20 protein-coding genes and 1 riboswitch are annotated in these 22,364 nt (G+C 40.5%); of the genes, 7 read left to right on the top strand and 13 right to left on the bottom strand.

The annotated features are described in order from the left end of the window. Positions 1-2 precede the first annotated feature (2 nt). Both F7731_RS16390 and F7731_RS16385 read right to left on the bottom strand, forming a co-directional pair. The gene (locus F7731_RS16390; protein WP_151535881.1) at positions 3-722 is read right to left on the bottom strand and encodes a sulfite exporter TauE/SafE family protein; all 720 of its coding nucleotides are present in this window, start codon (positions 720-722) and stop codon (positions 3-5) included. Between the two features lie 378 nt (positions 723-1,100). Next, positions 1,101-1,586 (bottom strand): PaaI family thioesterase, encoded by a 486-nt coding sequence (locus tag F7731_RS16385; protein WP_151535880.1) that lies wholly within the window; start codon positions 1,584-1,586, stop codon positions 1,101-1,103. Positions 1,587-1,892: 306 nt separating this feature from the next. Between F7731_RS16385 and F7731_RS16380 the strand changes: the two genes are divergently transcribed. Further along, positions 1,893-3,383, top strand: coding sequence for a peptide MFS transporter (locus F7731_RS16380; protein WP_151535879.1), 1,491 nt, complete (start codon positions 1,893-1,895; stop codon positions 3,381-3,383). 98 nt (positions 3,384-3,481) lie between these two features. Here the strand turns inward: F7731_RS16380 and F7731_RS16375 are convergent, their stop codons facing one another. Next, positions 3,482-4,471: an ornithine cyclodeaminase family protein gene (locus F7731_RS16375; protein ID WP_151535878.1), complete on the bottom strand. Its 990-nt coding sequence runs from the start codon at positions 4,469-4,471 to the stop codon at positions 3,482-3,484. A 57-nt stretch (positions 4,472-4,528) separates the two neighbouring features. Next, positions 4,529-5,815, bottom strand: a complete 1,287-nt coding sequence (locus F7731_RS16370) for an MFS transporter (protein WP_151535877.1) — start codon at positions 5,813-5,815, stop codon at positions 4,529-4,531. Positions 5,816-6,216: 401 nt separating this feature from the next. On the opposite strand from F7731_RS16370, the gene F7731_RS16365 reads away from it, so the two are divergent. From F7731_RS16365 to dapA, 4 genes are all read left to right on the top strand, one after another. After that, positions 6,217-6,996: an amino acid ABC transporter substrate-binding protein gene (locus tag F7731_RS16365; protein ID WP_151535876.1), complete on the top strand. Its 780-nt coding sequence runs from the start codon at positions 6,217-6,219 to the stop codon at positions 6,994-6,996. A gap of 341 nt (positions 6,997-7,337) precedes the next feature. Then, entirely contained in the window at positions 7,338-7,994 is a 657-nt protein-coding gene (locus F7731_RS16360; RefSeq protein ID WP_151535875.1) for an amino acid ABC transporter permease, read from the top strand. A 15-nt stretch (positions 7,995-8,009) separates the two neighbouring features. Beyond that, on the top strand, positions 8,010-8,753 hold the full coding sequence (locus F7731_RS16355) for an amino acid ABC transporter ATP-binding protein (protein ID WP_151535874.1): 744 nt from the start codon (positions 8,010-8,012) through the stop codon (positions 8,751-8,753). Positions 8,754-8,847: 94 nt separating this feature from the next. Beyond that, a riboswitch (Lysine riboswitch) is annotated at positions 8,848-9,027 on the top strand. 120 nt (positions 9,028-9,147) lie between these two features. Further along, complete coding sequence (dapA, locus tag F7731_RS16350; protein ID WP_151535873.1) at positions 9,148-10,035, top strand: 4-hydroxy-tetrahydrodipicolinate synthase; 888 nt, start codon at positions 9,148-9,150, stop codon at positions 10,033-10,035. A gap of 919 nt (positions 10,036-10,954) precedes the next feature. On the opposite strand, the gene F7731_RS16345 is transcribed toward dapA, so the two are convergent. The 4 genes from F7731_RS16345 to F7731_RS16330 form a co-directional block, all read right to left on the bottom strand. Then, complete coding sequence (locus F7731_RS16345) at positions 10,955-11,905, bottom strand: ABC transporter permease (protein WP_151535872.1); 951 nt, start codon at positions 11,903-11,905, stop codon at positions 10,955-10,957. A gap of 3 nt (positions 11,906-11,908) precedes the next feature. Then, entirely contained in the window at positions 11,909-12,979 is a 1,071-nt protein-coding gene (locus F7731_RS16340; protein WP_151535871.1) for an ABC transporter permease, read from the bottom strand. Beyond that, complete coding sequence (locus F7731_RS16335; protein WP_151535870.1) at positions 12,972-14,507, bottom strand: ABC transporter ATP-binding protein; 1,536 nt, start codon at positions 14,505-14,507, stop codon at positions 12,972-12,974. The genes F7731_RS16340 and F7731_RS16335 overlap by 8 nt, the downstream gene beginning before the upstream one ends. A gap of 84 nt (positions 14,508-14,591) precedes the next feature. Next, on the bottom strand, positions 14,592-15,626 hold the full coding sequence (locus F7731_RS16330) for a BMP family lipoprotein (protein WP_151535869.1): 1,035 nt from the start codon (positions 15,624-15,626) through the stop codon (positions 14,592-14,594). 181 nt (positions 15,627-15,807) lie between these two features. On the opposite strand from F7731_RS16330, the gene F7731_RS16325 reads away from it, so the two are divergent. Both F7731_RS16325 and deoD read left to right on the top strand, forming a co-directional pair. Continuing rightward, the gene (locus F7731_RS16325) at positions 15,808-16,524 is read left to right on the top strand and encodes a Crp/Fnr family transcriptional regulator (protein ID WP_151535868.1); all 717 of its coding nucleotides are present in this window, start codon (positions 15,808-15,810) and stop codon (positions 16,522-16,524) included. Positions 16,525-16,737: 213 nt separating this feature from the next. Then, positions 16,738-17,442: a purine-nucleoside phosphorylase gene (deoD, locus tag F7731_RS16320; protein WP_151535867.1), complete on the top strand. Its 705-nt coding sequence runs from the start codon at positions 16,738-16,740 to the stop codon at positions 17,440-17,442. A gap of 56 nt (positions 17,443-17,498) precedes the next feature. Here the strand turns inward: deoD and F7731_RS16315 are convergent, their stop codons facing one another. From F7731_RS16315 to F7731_RS16295, 5 genes are all read right to left on the bottom strand, one after another. Next, a complete protein-coding gene (locus F7731_RS16315; RefSeq protein ID WP_151535866.1) occupies positions 17,499-18,107 on the bottom strand; it encodes a hypothetical protein in 609 nt (202 codons plus the stop codon). A 9-nt stretch (positions 18,108-18,116) separates the two neighbouring features. Then, positions 18,117-19,289, bottom strand: a complete 1,173-nt coding sequence (locus tag F7731_RS16310; protein WP_151535865.1) for a ParM/StbA family protein — start codon at positions 19,287-19,289, stop codon at positions 18,117-18,119. A gap of 401 nt (positions 19,290-19,690) precedes the next feature. Continuing rightward, a complete protein-coding gene (msrB, locus tag F7731_RS16305; protein ID WP_151535863.1) occupies positions 19,691-20,650 on the bottom strand; it encodes a peptide-methionine (R)-S-oxide reductase MsrB in 960 nt (319 codons plus the stop codon). Between the two features lie 109 nt (positions 20,651-20,759). Continuing rightward, positions 20,760-20,954, bottom strand: coding sequence for a hypothetical protein (locus F7731_RS16300; protein WP_212031205.1), 195 nt, complete (start codon positions 20,952-20,954; stop codon positions 20,760-20,762). Between the two features lie 68 nt (positions 20,955-21,022). Further along, complete coding sequence (locus F7731_RS16295) at positions 21,023-22,231, bottom strand: MFS transporter (protein WP_151535861.1); 1,209 nt, start codon at positions 22,229-22,231, stop codon at positions 21,023-21,025. Positions 22,232-22,364: the final 133 nt, after the last annotated feature.

The following is a 22,364-nucleotide window of genomic DNA, read 5'->3' as shown; positions in this document are numbered from 1 at the left end:
TTTTAACCAAGAGAGTTGTATAACAATTGCGACCCGGTAATCAGCAAAATAATATAAATAAGAATCATAAAAAGCCTTTCATTCATCCTCTTGTATAGGAATTGCCCTAATATAAGCCCAATTATGATAAGGGGAATTGCATAAGCACTAGAGAACCATATTACTTTCGCTGTGCCGGCAAAAGTGACATGGGATATTAAACTGATGGAGTAAATAAACAAATAAAAGGCAAGTGCAGTGCTCCGCAGCTTTTCTTTTTCTGTATCGGTTCCGGCAAAATAAAGCAATAATGGCGGCCCGGCAATTCCCATACTCACCGTAAAAGCTCCGGAAATTCCACCTACGATGAAATCTCTAACTTTTGTCTGTTTAATACGAAGTTTGAGCATAAGCAATACGGTTGATAAAAGAATAATGATGCTTATAACAACCTTCAATATATTCAAATTTAATACTAAATAAACGAGAAGTCCTATAGGTAGCCCAGCCACACTGCCGATGGTAATTCTCTTTAAAACGGCAAAGTCGATTTCGTTTTTCAATTTCGGAACTAATGTACAAGAAATCGCAAGGGATAATATTAAGTTAATCTGGACGGCCTCCCGGGGTTCAAATATTAAAAACAGAAAGGGAGTAGCCATCAGAGAAAAGCCAAACCCCGTGCTCGCCTGCAAAACGGACGCTAATAAAACAATGAAAATAAACAAAATGGTCGTTAACATAAGCAAACTCCTTTTCACCGCAATTTTTTTAAAATTTATCCCCTTTCCCCATTTTACAAAGAGATAAAGAGATTTATGATTGCACCTAAAATAGAAAAGCGTAAGCGCCTTCGGAACAATTAAAGGACAATTGTTCCTGCGATGATTAATCATAGAAGCTTTCCTTTGTGTTCACCCCCGACAAGCACAAGACGATCGGCCCGGAAAGGTGTACTTTACCTTTCTGGGCCGATTGGCTTGTGACCTCGAGGTCGACAAAAACGCGACGTCCTGTCGCATTGTCGACACTAGTACGTCCTGTACGTCGGGGGTAGGCGCTGGAGCTAGACAAACGAAAGAAGCAGGAATATCTATCTCCCGCTTCTCTTATTTTGTCTGCTATTCTTTTTTCGCAAATGTGCTTGGCATGACGACGGCGATTACCTCTCCGCGGGCACAAGGCGTATCATTTGCCAAAACCTCTACATCCACTCGCCACTTTTTCGGATGGATTTCTGTCACCGTCCCGACCACTTTTAAAGGGACACCTTGTGGAGTTGGTTTAAGAAAATCAACCTTTAAAGAACCTGTGACAAATCGCGGCGGTTCGACGCCGTCTCCGACCTCATGCCCATTTTTACGATGAAGGGCTAATGACGCTGAGCCTGTCCCATGGCAATCAACTAAAGAGGCAATCAAGCCGCCATATACAAAACCCGGAATGGCTGTATGTTCTTCTTTCGGTGTATAAATAGTAACTGTTTGCTCCCCTTGCCAGCCTGTCCGGAAGTGATGCCCCCCCTCATTTAAGCGGCCACATCCATAACACCAGGCGAAATCATCCGGATATATATCTTGAACTGCATGAAGTACTATTTCTTCCATTCCTTCTCCCCCTTTTATCCAATATTATATAATATTTGGCAAAAATAAGAGATGCATTTTCAGATTATTTTAAAAACAATAAGAGAAATTCGTTTCATCATTTTTGTGTCTTTTGCAAATAGTAAAACCAATCTATCCTATCTGAATTTAATTATTATTTCAAAAAAATTTACTTTTCTTCGCCCTCGAACGCCAAAGGCTTGATAAACCTAGACTTTTAAAGAAACCCCTTCACTTTTCCAAAAATAGTTTTTGACAATTTCAAACTCTCAAAAGTATTATAGTATAACATAAGGAGGTTTTTGCATGTCTGCTTTTGATAAAAAGAAAATTTATGAAAGCGTTCCTCAAAAAGGATTCTTTGGTCATCCAAAAGGACTATTAACTCTGTTCTTTACGGAGTTCTGGGAGCGTTTCTCTTACTACGGAATGAGAGCAATCCTTGTTTATTATATGTACTATGAAGTGTCTAAAGGCGGCCTAGGAATTGACGAGCCTACCGCGCTTGCCATTATGTCCATATATGGTTCACTCGTATACATGTCAGGAATTATCGGGGGCTGGCTGGCTGACCGGGTTTTCGGAACGTCAAAGGGTGTATTCTATGGCGGAATATTAATCATGCTTGGCCATATCGCCTTAGCGATACCAGGTAATATTACATTATTCTTCGTGTCCATGGTTCTTATTGTTCTTGGTACTGGTTTATTGAAACCAAACGTATCAAGTGTTGTCGGTGAAATCTATAGCGAAGAAGATAATCGCCGTGATTCCGGCTTTAGTATTTTCTATATGAGTATTAACCTTGGAGGATTCCTTTCTCCGTTAATTGTCGGCGGTGTGATGAAATATAGCTTCCATTTAGGTTTTGGAATTGCCGCTGTCGGAATGTTTTTAGGATTATTAGTATTTATTTTTACAAAGAAAAAAAATCTTGGTCTAGCTGGAGCGATTGTTCACAACCCGCTTTCACCGGATGAAAAGAAGAAGGTATTCACAAGATTTGGACTTGCTGCCGTTGTGATTGCTGTACTAATTGCGATTGCGATTCCAAATGGGCTTTTAACATTTGATAGCTTTATTGCACTTGTAGGAATATTAGGTATTTTACTCCCAACAGCCTATTTCATTGTGATGTATCGCAGCAAGAAAACAAATGATGTAGAGCGTTCACGCATCATTGCTTATATCCCGCTTTTCATTGCTTCAGTTATGTTCTGGGCGATTCAAGAGCAAGGTTCAACCATTTTAGCTAGTTATGCGGATAAACGCACACAGCTAGAATTTGCGGGAATTACCATTTCCCCTGCTTGGTTCCAATCGTTGAACCCGTTATTTATTATTGTCTTAGCGCCTGTTTTTGCATGGTTGTGGGTGAAATTAGGAAAACGCCAGCCAACTATTCCGCAAAAATTCTCACTTGCTCTATTGTTCTCGGGAATATCATTCCTTGTGATCCTGTTACCGGCTTATTTTGGCGGCTCCGATTCATTGGTTAATCCATTATGGCTTGTTCTTAGCTATTTTATTGTTGTACTTGGTGAATTATGTTTATCACCAGTTGGTCTTTCAGCTACGACTAAATTAGCGCCTGCAGCCTTCTCAGCGCAAACGATGAGCCTATGGTTCTTATCAAGCGCAGCTGCTCAAGCAATTAATGCACAAATCGTTAAATTCTACACACCTGCAACAGAAATGACTTACTTTGGCGTTATTGGCGGAGCATCCATCGTGCTTGCCATCATCCTTTTTGCTTTAGCGCCAAAGATTCAAGGCTTTATGAAGGGTATTCAATAATAGAATAGCGGAAGCGCCTTGATCAGGGGCTCGAGCTAGACACAATTAATAAAGGGTCAGACTCGTTATGAGACTGACCCTTCTTAAATTTTTTAAACCTATATCTCAACTTCGCTTCCCACACCAAGCTTAATAGCCTTTTCATAGACAGCCGCAGCAACAGCCAAGTCAAAATAAGCAATCCCTACTGATTTAAAGAAAGTAATTTCTTCGTCTGATTCCCTACCAGAGATTTTCCCTGCTGCAAGCTCCCCAATTTCACCATGGAGTTCAGAAAAACTCCACTCCCCTTTATTTGCCGGGATGATGAAGTCACCTGCCTCATCCTTAACGCCTTCAATCGTATCCGCGACAATTTTTGAACACTTTAGGAGAGTCTGCACGTCTACCTCCTGCATATGCGGCAAATAGGAACCAACTCCATTAATATGTGTTCCTGGCTGCAGCGCCTCCCCTGAAAATACTGGTGTTTCAGAGCGTGTGCTGCAAATAACGATTTCCGCTTGCGAAACAGCTTCATCGGAATCATTCATAATTAGTATTTCACCTTCAAATCCAGGGCTTAAATCTGCAATTCTATCAGCAAATATATGTGCTTTTTCGACAGTCCGGTTATAAAGCATGATTTTCTTAATGTTGCGGACTTCAAGCACTGCCTGAAGCTGTTCCTCCGCCATTCCCCCGCAGCCAATAACAGCGACTGTAGATGCTGTTTCCTTTGCGAGATACTTCGTTGCAATCCCGCTCACTGCCCCTGTCCGCAGCCTCGTTAAATAAGAGGCATTCATGCAAGCAAGATGGTCTCCATTTTCAGTATCACTCAGAATAATAACACCTTGGGTGGTCTTCTTCCCTAACGAAGGATTATCGGGGAAAACCGTTACTACCTTAACAGCCGTTTTTCCGCTCTGTTCCATCGCACACGGCATGTATAGTGCCGATGCCTGTTTTTCGGGGAATTCAAGAACAGTCCGCTGCGGATTGAGAATTTTCCCTTCAATGTATTGAATTAAAGCCTGTTCTAAATCCTGAATAGCGTCTGTCATTGTATATAAAGATCGTATATGTTTTTCCGATAGGACTAGCATATTGAATACCCTCTTTCTGAAAAAGGAACCGCATAATCACGATTCCTGCTTCCTTTTTTAAGCTACTTCCGAATCCAATTCCTCATTCTTACGATCACGCACCGCGGAAACGGCAATAAGAGAAATGAGTGCTGCTAATATAATATATAACGCTACAGGGACGTACGAATTTCCATAGGCTGCTAGAAGTGCTGTTGCCACTAGCGGAGCCGTTCCTCCAGCAACCGCGGCTCCAATTTGATAGCCAAGCGAAATACCCGTATACCTAACATTTGACTTAAAAATTTCCGAGAACATTGTTCCAAGGACAGCTGTAATTGGCGCCCAAATAATACCAAGCCCTAATATAGTTGCTACAATCAGCAAGAATGCGGATTGCTGATGCAATAGCCAGAAGTAAGGGAATGCATAAAGCATCATGAGCACAGTTCCCCCTACATAGAGCTTTTTCCGGCCAATTTTATCAGAAAGCTTCCCCATAATTGGAATTAATAATGTAGTAACGATAGTTGCAATTGTCACAGCGTTCAGCGTTACCGTACGTGAGAAGCCGAGCTGGGTTGTCGCATAAGAAACGATAAATGTCCCAAAAATATAGAATGGCGCTGTTTCAACAACTTTTGCCCCAATCGCGATCAATACTTCCTTCCAATGGGTGCGCATTGTTTCCAAAAATGGAACTTCAGCAATTTCCCCTTTTTCTTTTGCCTTTTTAAACGAGGGTGTTTCATCGATCCCCTTCCGAATCCATAAACCAAAAAAGACTAGCAACGCACTTAAAATAAACGGCACCCGCCATCCCCACGTCAAAAATTCGTTTTCAGGAAGCAGCGTCATAATAGATAAAGCAAGTGTTCCGAGGAGCATTCCTATCGTTACACCCATTTGTGGAATACTTCCGTAAAATCCACGTTTCTCTTTTGGCGCGTATTCTACTGCTAGAAGAAGCGCGCCTCCCCATTCTCCACCTAGTCCAATCCCTTGAATAAGACGAAGAATAATTAATAGAATAGGAGCGGCCACTCCAATTGAATTATATGTAGGCAGAAATCCCATTAAAACCGTTGCTCCCCCCATAAGAGAGAGTGTAAGAACAAGAGTCTTTTTCCGGCCAATTCTATCGCCGATATGGCTAAAGATCACTCCCCCAATCGGACGAATGAAAAACGCTAAAGCAAATGAAGCATAGGCCAGCATGAGGCCAACAGTAGGATCATTACTATGAAAAAACATTTGATTAAACACAAGGGCTGCAACAGTCCCATACAAAAAATAATCAAACCATTCAATCGAGCTTCCAATAAGGCTCGCAATTAATACCTTTTTGGCAACCTTATTTTCCATGATATACCTCCTCTATGTTTATCACCATCATAACGGCTGTAGGAGGATTTAACAATATCAAAATCTGACTGTTTCAATATTTCTAAATATTATTGGCGCCGCTGAGAGAGAAAAGGCAGTACCTTTACCATCATCCCAAATTTGATGTAGATAAGGATACGATTCCGGCGGGTATTGAAACAATGCTTCAGCTGGCTTTAAACGCTTAAACAAAATAAATGAAAGTCATCACATTGAAAGAGAGAGCCGTCCCTCTTTTTTTATTTGGCTAAGTTGCCTCTTAAATTGTAATACTAAAATAGTATCTCCTAATATTTCTATTTACTTATCATATTTCATCATGTTATCATGATAATATGGTAACGCACTAAAGGATTACGACAAAAGGTGGTTTAATACTAATGAAAAAACTTTCTGCTATGATACTAGCTTTATTAACAGTTTTTGCAACTTTAACAGGCTGCGCCTCAGGCTCTAGCTCTGATAAAAAAGATAACGCCATTGTTATTGGGGTTGATGATAAATTTGCCCCAATGGGATTCCGGGATAAAGATAATAACCTCGTCGGCTTTGATATTGATTTAGCGAAAGCAGCGGTAGAAAAGATGGGCAAAGAAGCTAAGTTCCAGCCGATCGATTGGCAAACAAAAGAATCTGAATTAAGCAGCGGACGAATTGACTTAATCTGGAATGGATATACCATTACTGATAAACGTAAAGAAATGGTTCTTTTCACAAAGCCTTACTTAGCAAATGCACAGGTGATTGCGACAAAGGCTGGCTCGGATATTAAAACAATTGATGATTTAAAAGGAAAAGTAGTTGGTCTGCAAACGCTATCCTCTGCATCTGATGCCTTAAATGCTAACCCAATTAAAGATAGCATTAAGTCTATTTCTGAATATGCCGATAATGTACTCGCATTAAGCGACTTAAAATCAGGACGCGTAGATGCCGTTATTATTGACGAAGTTGTCCTTGACTACTATATGTCCCAGCAGGAAGGCACATATAAAATGCTTGATGAAACACTTGCACCTGAGGAATATGGAGTCGGTGTGAAAAAAGGAAACGAAAAATTATTAAAAGAACTGCAAAAAGCATTGGATGAGATGAATCAAGACGGAACAGCAGCACAAATCTCAGAAAAATGGTTTGGGGAAAAAAAAGTATTGAAGTAAGAAAAGCGTAAGCGCCTTGATCAGCCCCGACAAGCATAAGACAAGCCTCACGGAAAGGTGTTCTTTACCTTTCTGGGGGGATTGTCTTATGACCTCGAGGGGCTAGGCGCTGGAGCTAGACAGAGAAAAGCGTAAGCGCCTTGTCCAGGGGCGACAAGCATAAGGTAAGCTGACAGAAAGGTTGTTCTTTAACCTTTTTGGCAGATTGACTTATGACCTCGAGCCCCTAGGCGCTGAAGCTAGACAGTTCTCAAATTCGAGAAATATACATTTCTTATCTTAAAATAGAAGCATACAGGGTTTCCCTAGGAAAGCCTGTTTTGTTTTTGGAGGAATTCTTCATGATGGATTACATCATTTCAATCATAAAACCGATGCTCGAAGGAGCAGAAATGACTATACTTCTATTTTTAATCGCCATTGTCGTATCGATTCCATTAGGCTTCTTACTGACATTGGCTGTTAAAAGTTCAATAAAACCAATTTCATGGCTGGCACAAGCGTATATTTATGTGATGCGCGGAACCCCTCTTTTACTACAGCTATTATTCATCTGCTTCGGGCTTCCATTAATCCCTGTCATAGGGGAATATTTAGTATTGGATCGTTTTGTGGCTGCCTGTTTAGGTTTTATTTTGAACTATGCTGCCTATTTTGCAGAAATTTTCCGCGGCGGTTTGTTAGCAATCGATAAAGGACAATATGAGGCATCAAAAGTTCTAGGCTTGAACAAATGGCAGACAACGACTCGAATTATTTTGCCGCAAATGTTCCGGATTGCCCTCCCAGCCGTTTCTAACGAATCCGTTACGCTTGTAAAGGATACGGCATTGCTCTATGCTGTTGCCGTACCTGAGTTGCTGCATTTTGCCCAGACTGCTGTAAACCGCGATTTTACCATTGTGCCGTTTTTCTTAGCGGGCATTATTTATTTATTAATAACGCTTGTCTTAACGCTGTTCTTTAAATGGCTGGAAAAGCGTTATAAATTTGCATAAGAAGGATTGATATAGATGGCTCTCATAGAAGTCTCCAACCTAAAGAAATCATACGGAAATCTGGATGTTCTTAAACAAATTACATTTGATGTTCATAAAAATGATGTGATTGCAGTGATCGGTCCTTCCGGTTCAGGAAAAAGTACAATGCTTCGAAGTCTTATCCATCTTGAGGAAATAGATTGCGGCAGCATTCATATCGGTGGCGATTACCTTGTAAAAGATGACGTTTATTCAAAACCGCAGGAAATCAATCGGATTACAGCAAAAATGGGGATGGTTTTTCAACATTTTAACCTCTTCCCTCATTTAACGGTGAAAGAGAATCTGGAAATTGCCCCTAAAATGGTTAAAAAAGAAGGGGCCCAAAAGCTTCAGCAGCGTAGTATGGAAATTTTGGAGAAAATCGGGCTAGCTGATAAGGCATCCGTCTACCCTGGGAACCTTTCAGGTGGGCAAAAACAAAGAGTCGCTATTGCCCGAGCGCTAATGATGGAGCCTGAAATTCTTTTGTTTGATGAACCTACATCTGCCCTGGACCCAGAATTAACAGGCGAAGTGCTGCAAGTTATGAAAAAGCTAGCCGAAGAGCAAATGACGATGATCGTCGTAACGCATGAGATGGGATTTGCTAAAGAGGTTGCTAATAAAGTTCTGTTCATGGATAACGGAGAAATTGCAGAGGCTGGGCACCCAGATGAATTATTTACGAATCCTCAACTCGATAGAACAAAGGAATTTTTAAATCGGGTATTGTAATTGGAAGCATATTTCTCAATAAGCTTGCAATTGCGGGAAATTTCAGCTAGTATTGAATACAATTATATATTTTCTTATTTCAAGATCTTTTTGAAGTGAGGATAGAGGTGCAAAAACCATTAGTACACAATTGGAGGATAATGAGGTCCTATGATAATTGTAGAAAGGGGAATTTGCCGAAGCTTAAAAGAATCTCATATTCTATTAAGCTGGGTCTGTGTTGAATAAATACAGAACTGTCATATAGGAGACTATATGGAGGGCTATCGCACAAGAAACGATTATTGTTTCTATAGCAACAGCGAGCGCCTCGTTGTTGCTTTTTTGCGTTTAGTATTAAAGGCCCTAGCACCTCTAATTTTGTCAAAAAAATAAAAAAAGGGTGTGTTAAGTGATGAATTTTGGCCAAGTTTTAACAGCAATGGTTACGCCATTCGATCATAACGGTGAGGTTGATTTTGAAGCGACAAGAAATTTAATTGAGCATTTAATTGGAAATGGATCAGATGGATTAGTTGTTGCCGGTACTACTGGTGAATCCCCTACTTTAACTGAAGAGGAAAAAGTAGCTTTATTTAAGTTTGTAGTCGAAACTGTTGCCGGGAGAGTTCCAGTGATTGCAGGTACGGGTTCCAATAATACGAGAGCTTCCATTAGCTTAACACGAAAAGCTGAGGAAGCAGGAGTTGACGGTATTATGCTTGTCGCGCCATATTATAATAAGCCTTCTCAGGAGGGAATGTACCAGCATTTTAAAGCGATTGCTGAGTCCACGTCCTTACCGGTTATGCTTTATAATATTCCAGGCAGAAGCGTTGTGAATATGGCTGTTGAGACGGTTGTTAGACTTTCAGCTATTCGTAATATTGTCGCTATTAAAGAAGCGAGTGGTGACCTGGATATGATGGCGCAGATCATTAGCGAGACGCCAGATGACTTTACCTTATACAGCGGAGATGACGGCTTAACATTACCCGTTCTCGCAATTGGCGGAGCAGGAATTGTTTCAGTTGCAGCCCATATCATCGGCAATGAAATGCAAGGAATGATCAATAGCTTTAAAAAGGGAGAGCTTCAGTCAGCTGCTAAAGCACACCGCCAGTTACTTCCTATTATGAATGCATTATTTACATCACCAAACCCAACGCCATTGAAAGCTGCGTTAAATATGAAGGGAATCCAAGTAGGCGGAGTTCGCCTGCCATTAGTCCCTTTGAATCGTGAAGAAGAAAGTGCATTGCAGGAAGTATTGCATTCTCTGCAACCGGTAAATGTGAAATAAATGGGTTTGATCTGAATAAGGTGATGAAGGGGCTGTCCAGAAGTTCGTATAACTTACTGGAGAGTCTCTTTTATTTTGGGCAGGACGATTCATGGAACGTATTTTATAAGGGTTCTCGCTAAAAAGGAGTACCATGAGCCTTTCATGGAACGCGTTTTCGTGGGGAACCACCTATAATGTGCCTCATGAATCACTCATGAGACGCATTTTCGCGGGACATCACCTAAAATGTGCTTCATGAAACACCCATGGGACGCGTTTTCGTGAGGCACCTCCTAAAACGTGCTTCATGAAACATTCATGGGACGCGTTTTCATGGGACACCTCCTAAAATGTGCTTCATGGAACACTCATGGGACGCGTTTTCGTGGGGAACCACCTAAAATGTGCTTCATGAAACACTCATGGGACGCGTTTTCATGGGACACCTCCTAAAATGTGCTTCATGAAACACTCATGGGACGCGTTTTCATGGGACACCTCCTAAAATGTGCTTCATGAACCTCTCATGGGACGCGTTTTCATGGGACACCTCCTAAAATGTGCTTCATGGAACACTCATGGGACGCGTTTTCGTGGGGAACCACCTAAAATGTGCTTCATGAACCACCCATGGGACGCGTTTTCGTGAGGCACCACCTATAATGTGCTTCATGAACCTCTCATGGAACGCGTTTTCAGGGACACCACCTATAATGTGCTTCATGAACCTCTCATGGGACGCGTTTTCGTGGGACACCACCTATAATGTACGTCATGAAACACTCATGGGACGCGTTTTCAAGGGACACATTTTCGTGGGACACCGCCTAACCAGCACAGTGAAAGTAGACTGATCGACATTTACATACTCGGCTAAGAAGAATCTAAAAAAGCTGGATGTCTTCTCGACATCCAGCTTCATTTACACAAGCCAAGCTTAGCGTTTTCCAACATCATAAGGCTCCCCTAATGCCTTCGGTGCACGTGCTTTTCCTGTAAACACAAGAACTAGCAGTGTCAACAAATACGGAAGCATATAGAAAAACTCTGTTGGAATCTTCGCAGCAAACTCTAATATTTGGAATTGGTCCTTGACTGCCTGGGCTAATCCGAAGAATAATGCAGCGAGCATCGCCCCTACAGGATGCCATTTTCCGAAAATAACAGCGGCAAGAGCAATATACCCCTGACCTGAGATCGTATTAAAAGCAAAGTTGCTGTTTGAAGTTAGAACAATGGTCGCTCCGCCTAACGCAGCAAGAGAGCCACTTAGCATAACTGCAGTATAACGGATCCGGTTAACTTTAATTCCCGCTGTATCAGCAGCACTCGGATGCTCACCTACAGCCCGTAATCTTAAACCACTTGGTGTCTTAAATAAAATAAAGAAAATAACAATGACTAACAAAATTGCAAGATAAGTTGTCGGATATGCAGAGAAAATTACTTTCCCGATAAAAGGAATATCGCTTAAATAAGGAATCCTCACCTTATGAAACACATTTGCTAACATCGGTGTTTCTGCTGAACCTTGAAAGATCATCTTCACAAAAAAGAAAGTCGTGCTAGCCGCAAGAATATTAATAACTACTCCGCTCACGACTTGATTGGCTTTATATTTAATCGTAGCTAGAGCATGAATAATAGAGAAAATAACTGTAAAAATAAATGCCCCAAGTAAGCCAATCCAAGGAGAGAGGGCCCCTAACCCTGCCGTTTCAGCATAGTAAGCAATTATCGCCGAAAAGAAAGCTCCTGATACCATGAATCCTTCAAGTCCAATATTTATGACACCTGATCGTTCTGATATGAGTCCTCCTAATGCGGCAAAAATAAATGGTGTAGAAAAGACCAACATTCCACTTAGGAGATTTCCGATGACTTCCATATGCTACGCCTCCTTTTTAGACTTCTTTTTCACTGAAGGGAAGAATGTCTTCACAATTCCCGGTGCAGCAACGAAGAATATGATAAATCCAATGACCATGCGAATGATCTCACCAGGCACGTCTGCCCCAAAGCTCATCCCTTGAGATCCATAAGTGAGTGCGCCTACTAAAATACCAGATAGCAGCACACCTAGAGCGGTATTGCCGCCCAAAATTGCGACCGCAATTCCATCAAAGCCGATACCAGAAGTAGTTGAACTAATGGCTACATATTTAAAAACACCTAGAACTTCGAACGTTCCAATTAAGCCGCCAAATACACCGGAAATAAACATCGCCCGGACAACGACATTCGGCACTTTCATCCCTGCATAAAAGGCAGCATGCTGACTTTGGCCAACCGCGCGAAGCTCATAACCCCACTTCGTTTTATTTAAATAAACAGAATAAAAAATAACAGCTAGAATCATAAGTACAAAGCCCCAGTGCATCCTTGCACCGCCCATCAATTGGGAAAGCCAGCCAATCTGAATACTTGCGGATTCTTTAATCATTTCAGATCTCTGTGTACCTGCTTGCGCCATAAATAGACGAATAAAGAATTGGCTGATGTAAAGGGCAATAAAGTTAAACATGATGGAAGTAATAACTTCATTAATGCCTCTTTTCGCCTTAATGTATCCGATTAAGGCACCCCATAGCCCACCAAGCAACGCACCAAATAATACTGATAATGTTGCATGTAAAATAGGTGGAAGACTCAACTGCGTCCCAATAATAAGAGCCCCTAAAGCCCCCATGACAATTTGTCCATCGACCCCGATATTAAATAATCCAGAGCGAAAGGCAATGCCAACAGCTAAACCGCTCATGACAAGCGGAATGATTGTCCGAATGGCTTCACCAATATCGTAACTGCTTCCAAAAATCTTTGAAATTAATGATTGGTAAGCTAAGATTGGATCATAGCCGCCAATTATCATGATGATGGCACCAAGGAGTAAGCCAACGATTATGGCTACGAAAGGAACCAATAACGACTCACTTTTGAGCCCTTTATACAATTTATCCATTCATACTCCCTCCTTCATGTTTTCCTGCCATCATTAGGCCTAATTCTTGATCACTCGTAGTTTCAGGAGTCGTCTCCCCTACCACTTCGCCGTCGAATAAGACGAGAATACGATCGGCTACATTAAGAATTTCTTCCAGCTCAAATGAGATGAGAAGGACCCCTTTTCCTTGATCGCGTTGAGAAATAAGTTGCTTATGAACAAACTCAATCGCACCGACATCGAGACCACGTGTTGGCTGCGCAGCAATTAACACGTTTGGATTTCTCTCAATCTCACGGGCAATAATAACCTTTTGCTGATTTCCACCTGACATCGAGCGAACCTTCGTCTCAATTCCCGGAGTACGAATATCAAATTCCTTTACTAACCGAGTGGATAATTCATCCATAGCCTTCTTATTAATAAACCCATTCGGACTCATTTCTTTTTGATAATACGTTTGTAGAATTGCATTTTCACTCACGCTGAAATCGAGAACAAGACCATGTTTATGGCGGTCCTCAGGAATATGGGAAATCCCTGCCTCTGAAATGGTTCGAGGGGACTGATTCACAATACTTTTCCCTTCGAGAAGAATGTCTCCGGATTGAACCGGACGCATACCTGTCAGAGCTTCGATCAATTCGGTTTGACCATTTCCGTCAACTCCGGCAATACCAACGATTTCTCCAGCACGAAGGGAGAAGGATAGTTGTTTTACAGCATTTCTTCCTTTTTCTCCAGCTACGACAAGATCTTTTACATCGAGAAGAAAATCTTTTGGGGTCGCTTTTTGTTTCTCTGTTTTAAAATTAACAGCCTTTCCAACCATCTTTTCCGCTAATTCCTGCGGATTTGATCGGGCTACCTCCAAGCTTTCTATCACTTTACCTCGTCTAATAATGGTACAGGTATCAGCAATTTCCATAATTTCCTTTAATTTATGGGTAATTAAAATAATGGACTTTCCTTCTGCTACGAGTCGTCTCATAATCTCTAGCAATTCGCCAATCTCTTGAGGAGTCAGAACAGCAGTAGGCTCATCAAATATTAAAGTATCAGCCCCGCGGTAAAGCGTTTTAATAATTTCCACCCGTTGCTGCATACCAACACTGATCGAGTCTATTGTTGCCGACGGGTCTACATCAAGACCATATTTTTCGGAAAGCTCTTTAACTTTCTTGCTAGCACCTTTAATATCTATTTTCGCGCCGTTTTTAGGCTCCATGCCCAAAATAATGTTTTCCGTTACCGTAAACGGCTCAACGAGTTTAAAGTGCTGATGCACCATTCCAATGCCCTTTTCAATCGCTTTATTGGGATTATCCATGACAACAGGTTGCCCATTAACATAGATTTCCCCTTCATCAGGCTGATATAATCCAAATACAATACTCATTAGGGTGGACTTTCCCGCGCCATTTTCCCCTAGCAGGGCATGAATTTCCCCACGCTTTAATTGAAAACTAATTGAATCATTGGCAACCACTCCAGGAAAACGCTTCGTGATCCCTTTTAATTCGAGCACAATGTCAGACGTTGTCAAACGGATACACTCCCTAAAACATTTTTGGGGTTGCCTCAAGCAGAGACTAACCCCTCTGCATTTAAGACAACCCTAAAATTAGTATTATTTTTCAGGTACGACAATCTCACCATTAATAATTTTTTGGCGATATTCTTCTACTTTTTCAAGTACTTCTGGCGCTACATTTTTCTTAGATGTCGGAGCAATATCGACACCATTTTCTTTTAATCCCATTAGCGTTACTTTTCCGCCTGGGAAATTGCCTTCAGCTAAGTCTTTTGAAACTTGGTAAACAGCTTCATCAACCTTTTTGATCATAGAAGTTAATGTAACATCGTCGCCAAATGTTAAGCTTTGGTCTTTATCTACACCAATAACCCAAACTTTTCCGCCTTTGCTGTTACGCTCTTTTGCTTCGTTAAATACACCATTTCCTGTTAAGCCTGCTGCGTGGAAAATAATATCTGCGCCATCGTTATAAATCGTTGAAGCAGCAGATTTCCCCATATCAACACGGTTAAATAAACCTGTATAGTTTACAATTAATTTTGCATCTGGATTTACGGCTTTAATTCCTTCTCTGAAACCAGCTTCAAAGCGTTTAATAACTGGAATTTCCATTCCGCCGACGAAACCAATTTTATTTGTTTTTGTTGTTAAACCTGCAATGACACCAACAAGAAATGCTCCTTCTTGCTCCTTAAAGGATACTGCCGCAACGTTTGGCACAACAATATCAGAGTCTACAATCCCAAATTTTGCATCCGGGTTTTCTTTAGCAAGTTGAGTAATCGCATCTGCTAAAGTAAAGGCTGTTGCCCAAGTTAAATCATAGCCGCCTTTGACAAATTGCAGAAGGTTAGGCATAACATCTGCATCCGTTTTTGGCTCTAAGTATTTCACTTCAAATCCGTAATCTTTGTTTAGCTGTTGTAGTGCTTCCCATGCACTTTGGTTAAATGATTTATCATTCACGCTTCCTAAGTCAGTAACCATCCCAACTTTAAGCTTTTTAACGCCTTCATTATTGCCATTATCAGTACCTGTATCGTTTGTGTTATTTTTTTGACCACATGCCGAAAGAACAAGGGTAAGGATCAAAACGATCGGTAAAAATTTTCCTAATAGGCTTTTCATTACTGTTTCCTCCTTAAAAAAATCTTCTTTATAATTTTGTCCGACTAAGCGGTTAAAACCCAAAATTTTCTTTTCCTTTCGCAATCCATTCCAAAGGGTAAATCATGATATAATTGTTTTTTATCATTCCAAAAACCTCGAAAAAAAAATCATTATTTTAAAATAGAAAGGATGGATTCCTTTGATTTCCAACATTATCGAAAGCTCAATCTTCTCGGAAATCCCAGAGGATGAACTTCCGAATATTCTTCCTCTGTTAAAAGAGCGTCATTTCAAAAAAAACCATGTTCTCATGTTTGAAAATGATCAAAGTGATGAGGTTTATATCATTCGTTCTGGTATGGCCAAAGTTTGCCGCATACATGAAGGCAGGGAGATTGTCCTCGGAATCGTCATGCCAGGGGATGTGATTGGTGAAACAGAAGCATTATCCAATGATCAATATCGAATTTCTTCTATTGAAGCTTTAGAAAATGTATCCGCGTGGCTGATTTCAAGGAATGATTTTCTAGGCATTGCGGAAAAATATCCGTCCGTCTTGAAAAAGGCCTATTTGATTCTCGTTGAGAGAACTCGCATTCTGAACCGTTTAGTTCGCTATTTAACTTTTTACGATGTCCGTACAAAAGTAGCAAACTTGATCATGGATCTTTATTATAATTTCGGAGAGAACTGTGATAACGGTTGCAAAATTGACCTGAAAATCAATCAATCATTACTTGCCAATATGCTTGGTGTTACGAGAGAATCTATTTCAAAAACTTTAAGCGACTTTCAGAATGAAGGTTTAATTGATCAACATGGAAAGTATTTTTATATTCTTGATTTAAATAAACTTGAATCTATATGTAATGAAACGGAAGAAAATCCAACGCTGCGAAAATGGCATTACTTATAGACTTACCCTGACCAAATATAGCAAATGAACGTGTTATAATTCAGTTACCCCATTCACATAAATTTTGTGAACCACTTCACATTTTTATCGTTATCCCTTTAACGGAAGGCATATTTTTATTGTGTTATGATTTCTTGGGAATTTGTGTATACAAATATTGAAAATAGCACAAATAAAGATTGCTATCTTTTTTAAAATTGGAGGGTAAATCATATGAGTTTTCATATCGAGGCAAAAGCTGGAGAGATTGCAGAATCCGTATTACTACCAGGAGATCCACTGCGTGCCAAATACATTGCAGAGACTTTTCTTGAAGATGCTTTCTGCTATAACCAAGTAAGAGGCATGCTTGGCTTTACTGGTACATATAAAGGGAAACGCGTTTCTGTTCAAGGAACAGGAATGGGTATGCCATCAGCATCGATTTATATTCATGAGTTAATTAATGATTATGGTGCAAAAAATCTTGTACGTATCGGTACTTGCGGAGCGATTCAAGAAAATGTAAAAATCCGTGATGTCATTATTGCTCAAGCGGCTGCAACAAACTCATCAATCATCCGCAATGATTTCCCTGGGTTTGACTTTCCGCAAATTGGGAACTTCGGATTAATGAAGGACTCATACGAAATCGGTGTGGAGAAGGGCCTTAATCTTCATGTAGGAAATGTTCTATCTTCTGACCTTTTCTATACAGATGATACAGAGGCATTCTTAAAGCTAGGAAAATTCGGTGTTTACGCTGTTGAAATGGAAACGGCGGGACTTTATTATTTAGCAACAAAATTCGGCGTAAAAGCTTTATCCCTTTTAACTGTGAGTGACCACCTTATTACTCATGAACAAACAACTGCTCAAGAAAGACAAACAACATTTAATGACATGATCGAGGTTGCATTAGAAACTGTAACGAAATAAGAATATCGCAATAGAAAAGTAGTGCATTTTCATATGATGAAAAGCACTACTTTTTTCTATTTATTCATCTTCGTAAGGAAATCTCCGAGCAAATCATCAAGATTAAGTTCCATTTCATCATTCTCTTGATCTGCTTCTTCAGGCTCATTTTGCTTGGCGCTTTCCCAATCAAATGCCATTAAGTCATCTTCTGGAGTATCTAAACCCGCAGCTGACTCTAACTCATGATTAGATTGGATGGGTTCCTCTTCTGAGTTGGCAAGGAGGTCATCATTTATTACGGTCTCCTCCTGCAAATATAAAGCCTCATTGATGTCGACAGAGCTGCTATTTAATGAAGCGAGCAAGGCGGTCGAGCGAACAGGGTCCATAAGCAGCTGATAAATAATGCTGCCGAGTAAGGCTTCGGAATGCTCATGCTTTAGCCAATCGCGCTGAGCTTTGCTTAATCGGTGAGGAACGGGAATCGTAATCGTTTCCCGCTCCCTCGAATAGGAATTTCCAACCCCCTGCAGCACAAATTCAGCCATCTTGCTTGAGAAATTCCTTTTTTCCGTTTCTTTTAGCTTTTGCAAATGTTTTAATAAGTGTTCAGGTGTATCTGACGGGAGGCGAAAGGATATCGCCTGGCCCCTTTTAATTGTCGCGGATTTTGACTTTTCCATGGATTCACCCTATTTTTTCACAGGCTCTTTGATCGCTTTTGCCTTCTCGACTTTCCTAGTATAGTCGGAAATTAACTTATAATAAGCGTTGGCCATCATCCAAATGCTCTCTTTTTCATCTTCAAAAAAGTCAATATTATACCCGTCTAAATGATTGTTTAATGTTTTAATATATTCCTTTAACACAGTGGCTCCGCCGCCGACAAAATAGCAAATTTCGGTTTGGGAGTTCTTCTGCCAAACATTTCGCAGTAAGCGATATTGTTTCTTTGCTAAATCAAGCATAATCCGATCTGTAATATCATGAACGCTTGTCCGGCTGCCTTTCACCATAATATGATTGCGGTCATTTTTCTTCGTAATAATTTCAACGACATCTCTCCGACTGTCTAATTCAACCCCATGCTTCGAGCGGATTTCTTCTCTGATCGCTTCTAATGATTCAGATACACCAAGATTGAACCCTTGCGCCTTATCATCATCAACATTGCGATTTTTAATGACCGCGATATCAGTAGAAAGCCCGCCAATATCTTGAATGATAATCCGTTTGTCGATTAAATCCTTATTAATAATTTTTAAATCATTGTCCATAACCAGATTAATATAAGCCGCAAATCCCTCTGGATACACTTTAATCTCATTAAACTTAAGATTTACTTTTAATCCTTGATACTTAGGAGTGACAAGAAATTCAACCTGATGTACAGATCCTAATAATTTCGACCGGTATCCCGCATCCTTGCCTTCTTTTACCTCACGAAGAGGCAGTCCAGTTCCGAGCGTATAGTTCGCATCAATGATATTCTTCGTCTGCGGGAAAAGTTCTTTATTTTCTGCCCTAACCGCATCTAAGGCCAATGTGGCAAAAAGCATAATCAGTGTCTGATCTTCTTCTGATTTGCTGCTGCCCGGATCAAGCTCAGTGGCGCTATTGCTTTTTGTGGCTAATGAGCCAACACGGAAAATAACGTTATTTTCTTTTAAAGCTGGTGAGTGCACTTTAATATGTATGCCATCAAGCGGGTTTTTCTGATTTAATTCTTCAATTCCAATAACAGGGCGATCCTCTGTATCCCGAGCGATAATATTAGGAATATTTAACTCGTAATCTAATTCTCCAAAAATAGCTTTGACCGAATCATTTCCAACATCAACTGCAGCAATTCTCGATTTCGTCATATTATCTATCATCCCTTTTCGATTAAATTGTTTGTGTATGTAATTAGCAGTATCTGCCTTTAAGATTATATGGTATAGATGAAATCTTCAATGGGACAGGCTGAAATAAAATACAACTGTAAATTTGTAAACATTTTGTAAACTAAAAAATTTCTTGTAAACAATTTTGTATACTTGTGTAACAATGTGTACACATGTTGATATATTGGGATGTGTACACATTTGTGTACATGTAAACGTATTTGTATACTATTTGTTTACATCTCGTGTACATGTAATCTTATTTGTAAACATAACGTTTATAACAAATGTGATTTAGTTTTTTGCACAAAAAATAAGGGGACAAAGACAATTACATCCTCCCCATTGTCTTTGTCCCCTTCCTGTATTGTTTATATGAACTAGTTTTCAAACAACCCTTTAAACTCTCCATATCCCTCGTCTTCAAGCTTTTCCTTCGGGATAAACCTTAGAGCAGCCGAGTTAATGCAATATCTAGAACCGTCCGGGCCAGGACCGTCGTCAAATACATGACCAAGATGGGAGTCGGACGATTTTGCCCGAACTTCAATTCTTCTCATTCCGTATGAAGTATCAAGCTTGTCCTCAATCTCCGTCCGGCGCAAAGGTTGGGTGAAGCTTGGCCAGCCGCAGCCCGCGTCATATTTATCTTTGGAACTAAACAGTGGCTCGCCAGAAATAATATCAACATAGATTCCCTCTTCCGTATGGTCCCAATATTCATTACGGAATGGCGGCTCTGTTCCATTATTCCTTGTCACTTCATATTGAATGGGGGTTAGCTCCTGCTTTAATTGTTCATCACTTTTACGGTTTTTCCAGTTCTCACGAATAAAACGGGCTCGCCCTGATCCTTCTCTATACAGATTGTAGTGGAAAGAATTTTTCTTGTAGTAATCCTGATGCCTTTCTTCTGCCCGATAAAAGCGGCTTGCTGGAAGAATCTCCGTGACAATCGGTTTTTGAAAACGTCCGCTCGCTGCCAGCTTATTTTTCGATGCCTCTGCCAGTGCCCTCTGTTCTTCATTATGATAAAAAATCGCTGTTCGATAGCTCAAGCCCCTATCATTAAACTGCCCCCCGGCATCTGTTGGATCGATTTGCTGCCAAAACAAATCAAGTAATTTTTCATATGGATAGATGGCCGGATCAAAAGTAATTTGGACCGCTTCATAGTGTCCCGTTGTATCTGAGCACACCTCTTCATAAGTCGGGTTCTCTGTATGACCGCCTATGTAACCGGAGTTAATTTCCTTTATCCCCGGCTGCTCGTCAAATGGTGAAACCATACACCAGAAACAGCCTCCAGCAAACGTCGCTAGCTCTAATCGTTCTGACATTACACATTCCAACTCCTTTTCCTATTAATTACTATCATATTACCCCAAAAAATAGACGAGAGCATCTTTACTCTCGTCTTTTTACTCATATTTATCAATGCAAGCTGCCTTAAAAAGGTTTGTTCGGCTCATAGGTTGGCTGTTGATTTTGTGCCTGATATGCTTGGCTTTTAGCAATCGCTTCTTGAACACTTTCTTCTAAGGAAAACTCTGTATCCGTCCGATCAAAATGCCCCGCTTGATTTTGGGCAGCAATGATGCGCTGATGTTCCATAGCGGCATTTCTATAACGTTGCATTGGCATGTCATCACTCTCCTATCTATCCTTCATAGATAGAATATCCACAGATGTTGACATTATGCCGATTTAATTCAAAGAGAGGCGGCTTTCTTCTGATCCTCGTGACCGACGCGACGCTTGAACTGAAGATAAAAGTATGCCGTCAGCCCAATGGAAATGACACCGAAAATAACAACCATTATTTGTATTCCAACTAAATCCAAGAAAAATCCCGTACTTAATAGAACGACTTGGAACATTACGCGCTCTAACATACTGCGAAAAGAAAAGAAGCGTCCATGGAAATCTTTTGGCATTCTCGTTTGAAAAATAGTCGCAGCTGTTGGAAAGAAGCAGCCAACAGAAAAACCGACAACAGCGAAAGCCGCAACAACTAGTATTTTAGAATCAACGAAAAACAACGACATTTGCGCAAACCCAACAATAAGCGAAAAGAAAAACATGATGCTATATGGAGACCAGCGTTCACTCATTTTCTTCACAGCCATGGCCCCTATCATAAAGGCAATCCCCTCAGCAGAATAAATAATTCCCTTAATTAATTGATCATCGTGAATCTCACTTATTTTAATGACCATTAAGTTAAAGCCGCCTAGGAATAAAAGCGGAACGAGCGTTAAAACAAGCGTCATAAAAACAACTGGCAGCCCTTTAATGACAGGCAGCACTTCTTTAAATCCTCCCTTCGACTTGGACGAGCCCTTTGTTTCCTTTTTATCCGGTTCGTCAATTTTTAAAAACAGTGTAAAAAGGAATAAAAGAAAATAAGCGATAAAGGAAGATAAATACAGCATAAATAGTGACATCATAACTAGAAGAATGCCCGCTAAAGACGTGCCAATAATTCGAGCAATCGTGGCCACATTCATATGGGCTCCGTTCATTCTTAATAATTCACTTCCGCCGACAATTAAAGGAATCGCCGCCTGCAGTGCCGGGAAGTAGAAGGACGCAGCAATCTGGATGCTAATGCCAAAGGCTATAAGCCAAAAAACGGAGCCTGTATATAAGGCAATAAACATAAAGAGAACGCTAGCCATCCTCCCTAAACCAGCATAAAGCATCACAGTCTTTTTCTTTTTTTGGTCCGTAATCCTGCCAGCAATCGGCCCGACAATTATTCCGGCTAAAAGTCCAATTGCTAAAATCACTGATTTCATTAGATCAGACGGCACCTTTTCTTGCATAAATTCAAGATTCCCAATAATCCCCATCCATAGGCCTAACCCAGCAATTAATTCCCCACATAAAATAATCCAAACATTCCTGTTCTGCCACATCCCCAATGTTCCCCTCAAATTTTATCGCAGATTAGCGGGCTGTAAGACTCCCAATTCAATAAGTTATAGGACCCATAAAAGTTACATGGGAGATCCAACAGCCCGTAAAAGCTCGATTTGTTCAACTTACATT

It is taken from the genome of Cytobacillus depressus (genome assembly GCF_008923245.1).
Classification (GTDB): Bacteria; Bacillota; Bacilli; order Bacillales; family Cytobacillaceae; genus Cytobacillus; species Cytobacillus depressus.
Note: the sequence above shows the minus strand (reverse complement) of the source record. Positions and strands in the feature narration are given on the sequence as shown.

Bases quoted from the DNA above. Each gene is read 5' to 3' on its own strand.
- F7731_RS16330 (WP_151535869.1), bottom strand. From the start codon at position 15,626: ATGAAAAGCCTATTAGGAAAATTTTTACCGATCGTTTTGATCCTTACC.
- F7731_RS16385 (WP_151535880.1), bottom strand. From the start codon at position 1,586: ATGGAAGAAATAGTACTTCATGCAGTTCAAGATATATATCCGGATGAT.
- F7731_RS16380 (WP_151535879.1), top strand. From the start codon at position 1,893: ATGTCTGCTTTTGATAAAAAGAAAATTTATGAAAGCGTTCCTCAAAAA.
- F7731_RS16355 (WP_151535874.1), top strand. From the start codon at position 8,010: ATGGCTCTCATAGAAGTCTCCAACCTAAAGAAATCATACGGAAATCTG.
- F7731_RS16375 (WP_151535878.1), bottom strand. From the start codon at position 4,471: ATGCTAGTCCTATCGGAAAAACATATACGATCTTTATATACAATGACA.
- F7731_RS16370 (WP_151535877.1), bottom strand. From the start codon at position 5,815: ATGGAAAATAAGGTTGCCAAAAAGGTATTAATTGCGAGCCTTATTGGA.
- F7731_RS16310 (WP_151535865.1), bottom strand. From the start codon at position 19,289: ATGACGAAATCGAGAATTGCTGCAGTTGATGTTGGAAATGATTCGGTC.
- F7731_RS16300 (WP_212031205.1), bottom strand. From the start codon at position 20,954: ATGCCAATGCAACGTTATAGAAATGCCGCTATGGAACATCAGCGCATC.
- F7731_RS16360 (WP_151535875.1), top strand. From the start codon at position 7,338: ATGATGGATTACATCATTTCAATCATAAAACCGATGCTCGAAGGAGCA.
- dapA (WP_151535873.1), top strand. From the start codon at position 9,148: ATGAATTTTGGCCAAGTTTTAACAGCAATGGTTACGCCATTCGATCAT.
- F7731_RS16295 (WP_151535861.1), bottom strand. From the start codon at position 22,231: ATGTGGCAGAACAGGAATGTTTGGATTATTTTATGTGGGGAATTAATT.
- F7731_RS16390 (WP_151535881.1), bottom strand. From the start codon at position 722: ATGTTAACGACCATTTTGTTTATTTTCATTGTTTTATTAGCGTCCGTT.
- F7731_RS16315 (WP_151535866.1), bottom strand. From the start codon at position 18,107: ATGGAAAAGTCAAAATCCGCGACAATTAAAAGGGGCCAGGCGATATCC.
- F7731_RS16365 (WP_151535876.1), top strand. From the start codon at position 6,217: ATGAAAAAACTTTCTGCTATGATACTAGCTTTATTAACAGTTTTTGCA.
- msrB (WP_151535863.1), bottom strand. From the start codon at position 20,650: ATGTCAGAACGATTAGAGCTAGCGACGTTTGCTGGAGGCTGTTTCTGG.
- F7731_RS16340 (WP_151535871.1), bottom strand. From the start codon at position 12,979: ATGGATAAATTGTATAAAGGGCTCAAAAGTGAGTCGTTATTGGTTCCT.
- F7731_RS16345 (WP_151535872.1), bottom strand. From the start codon at position 11,905: ATGGAAGTCATCGGAAATCTCCTAAGTGGAATGTTGGTCTTTTCTACA.
- deoD (WP_151535867.1), top strand. From the start codon at position 16,738: ATGAGTTTTCATATCGAGGCAAAAGCTGGAGAGATTGCAGAATCCGTA.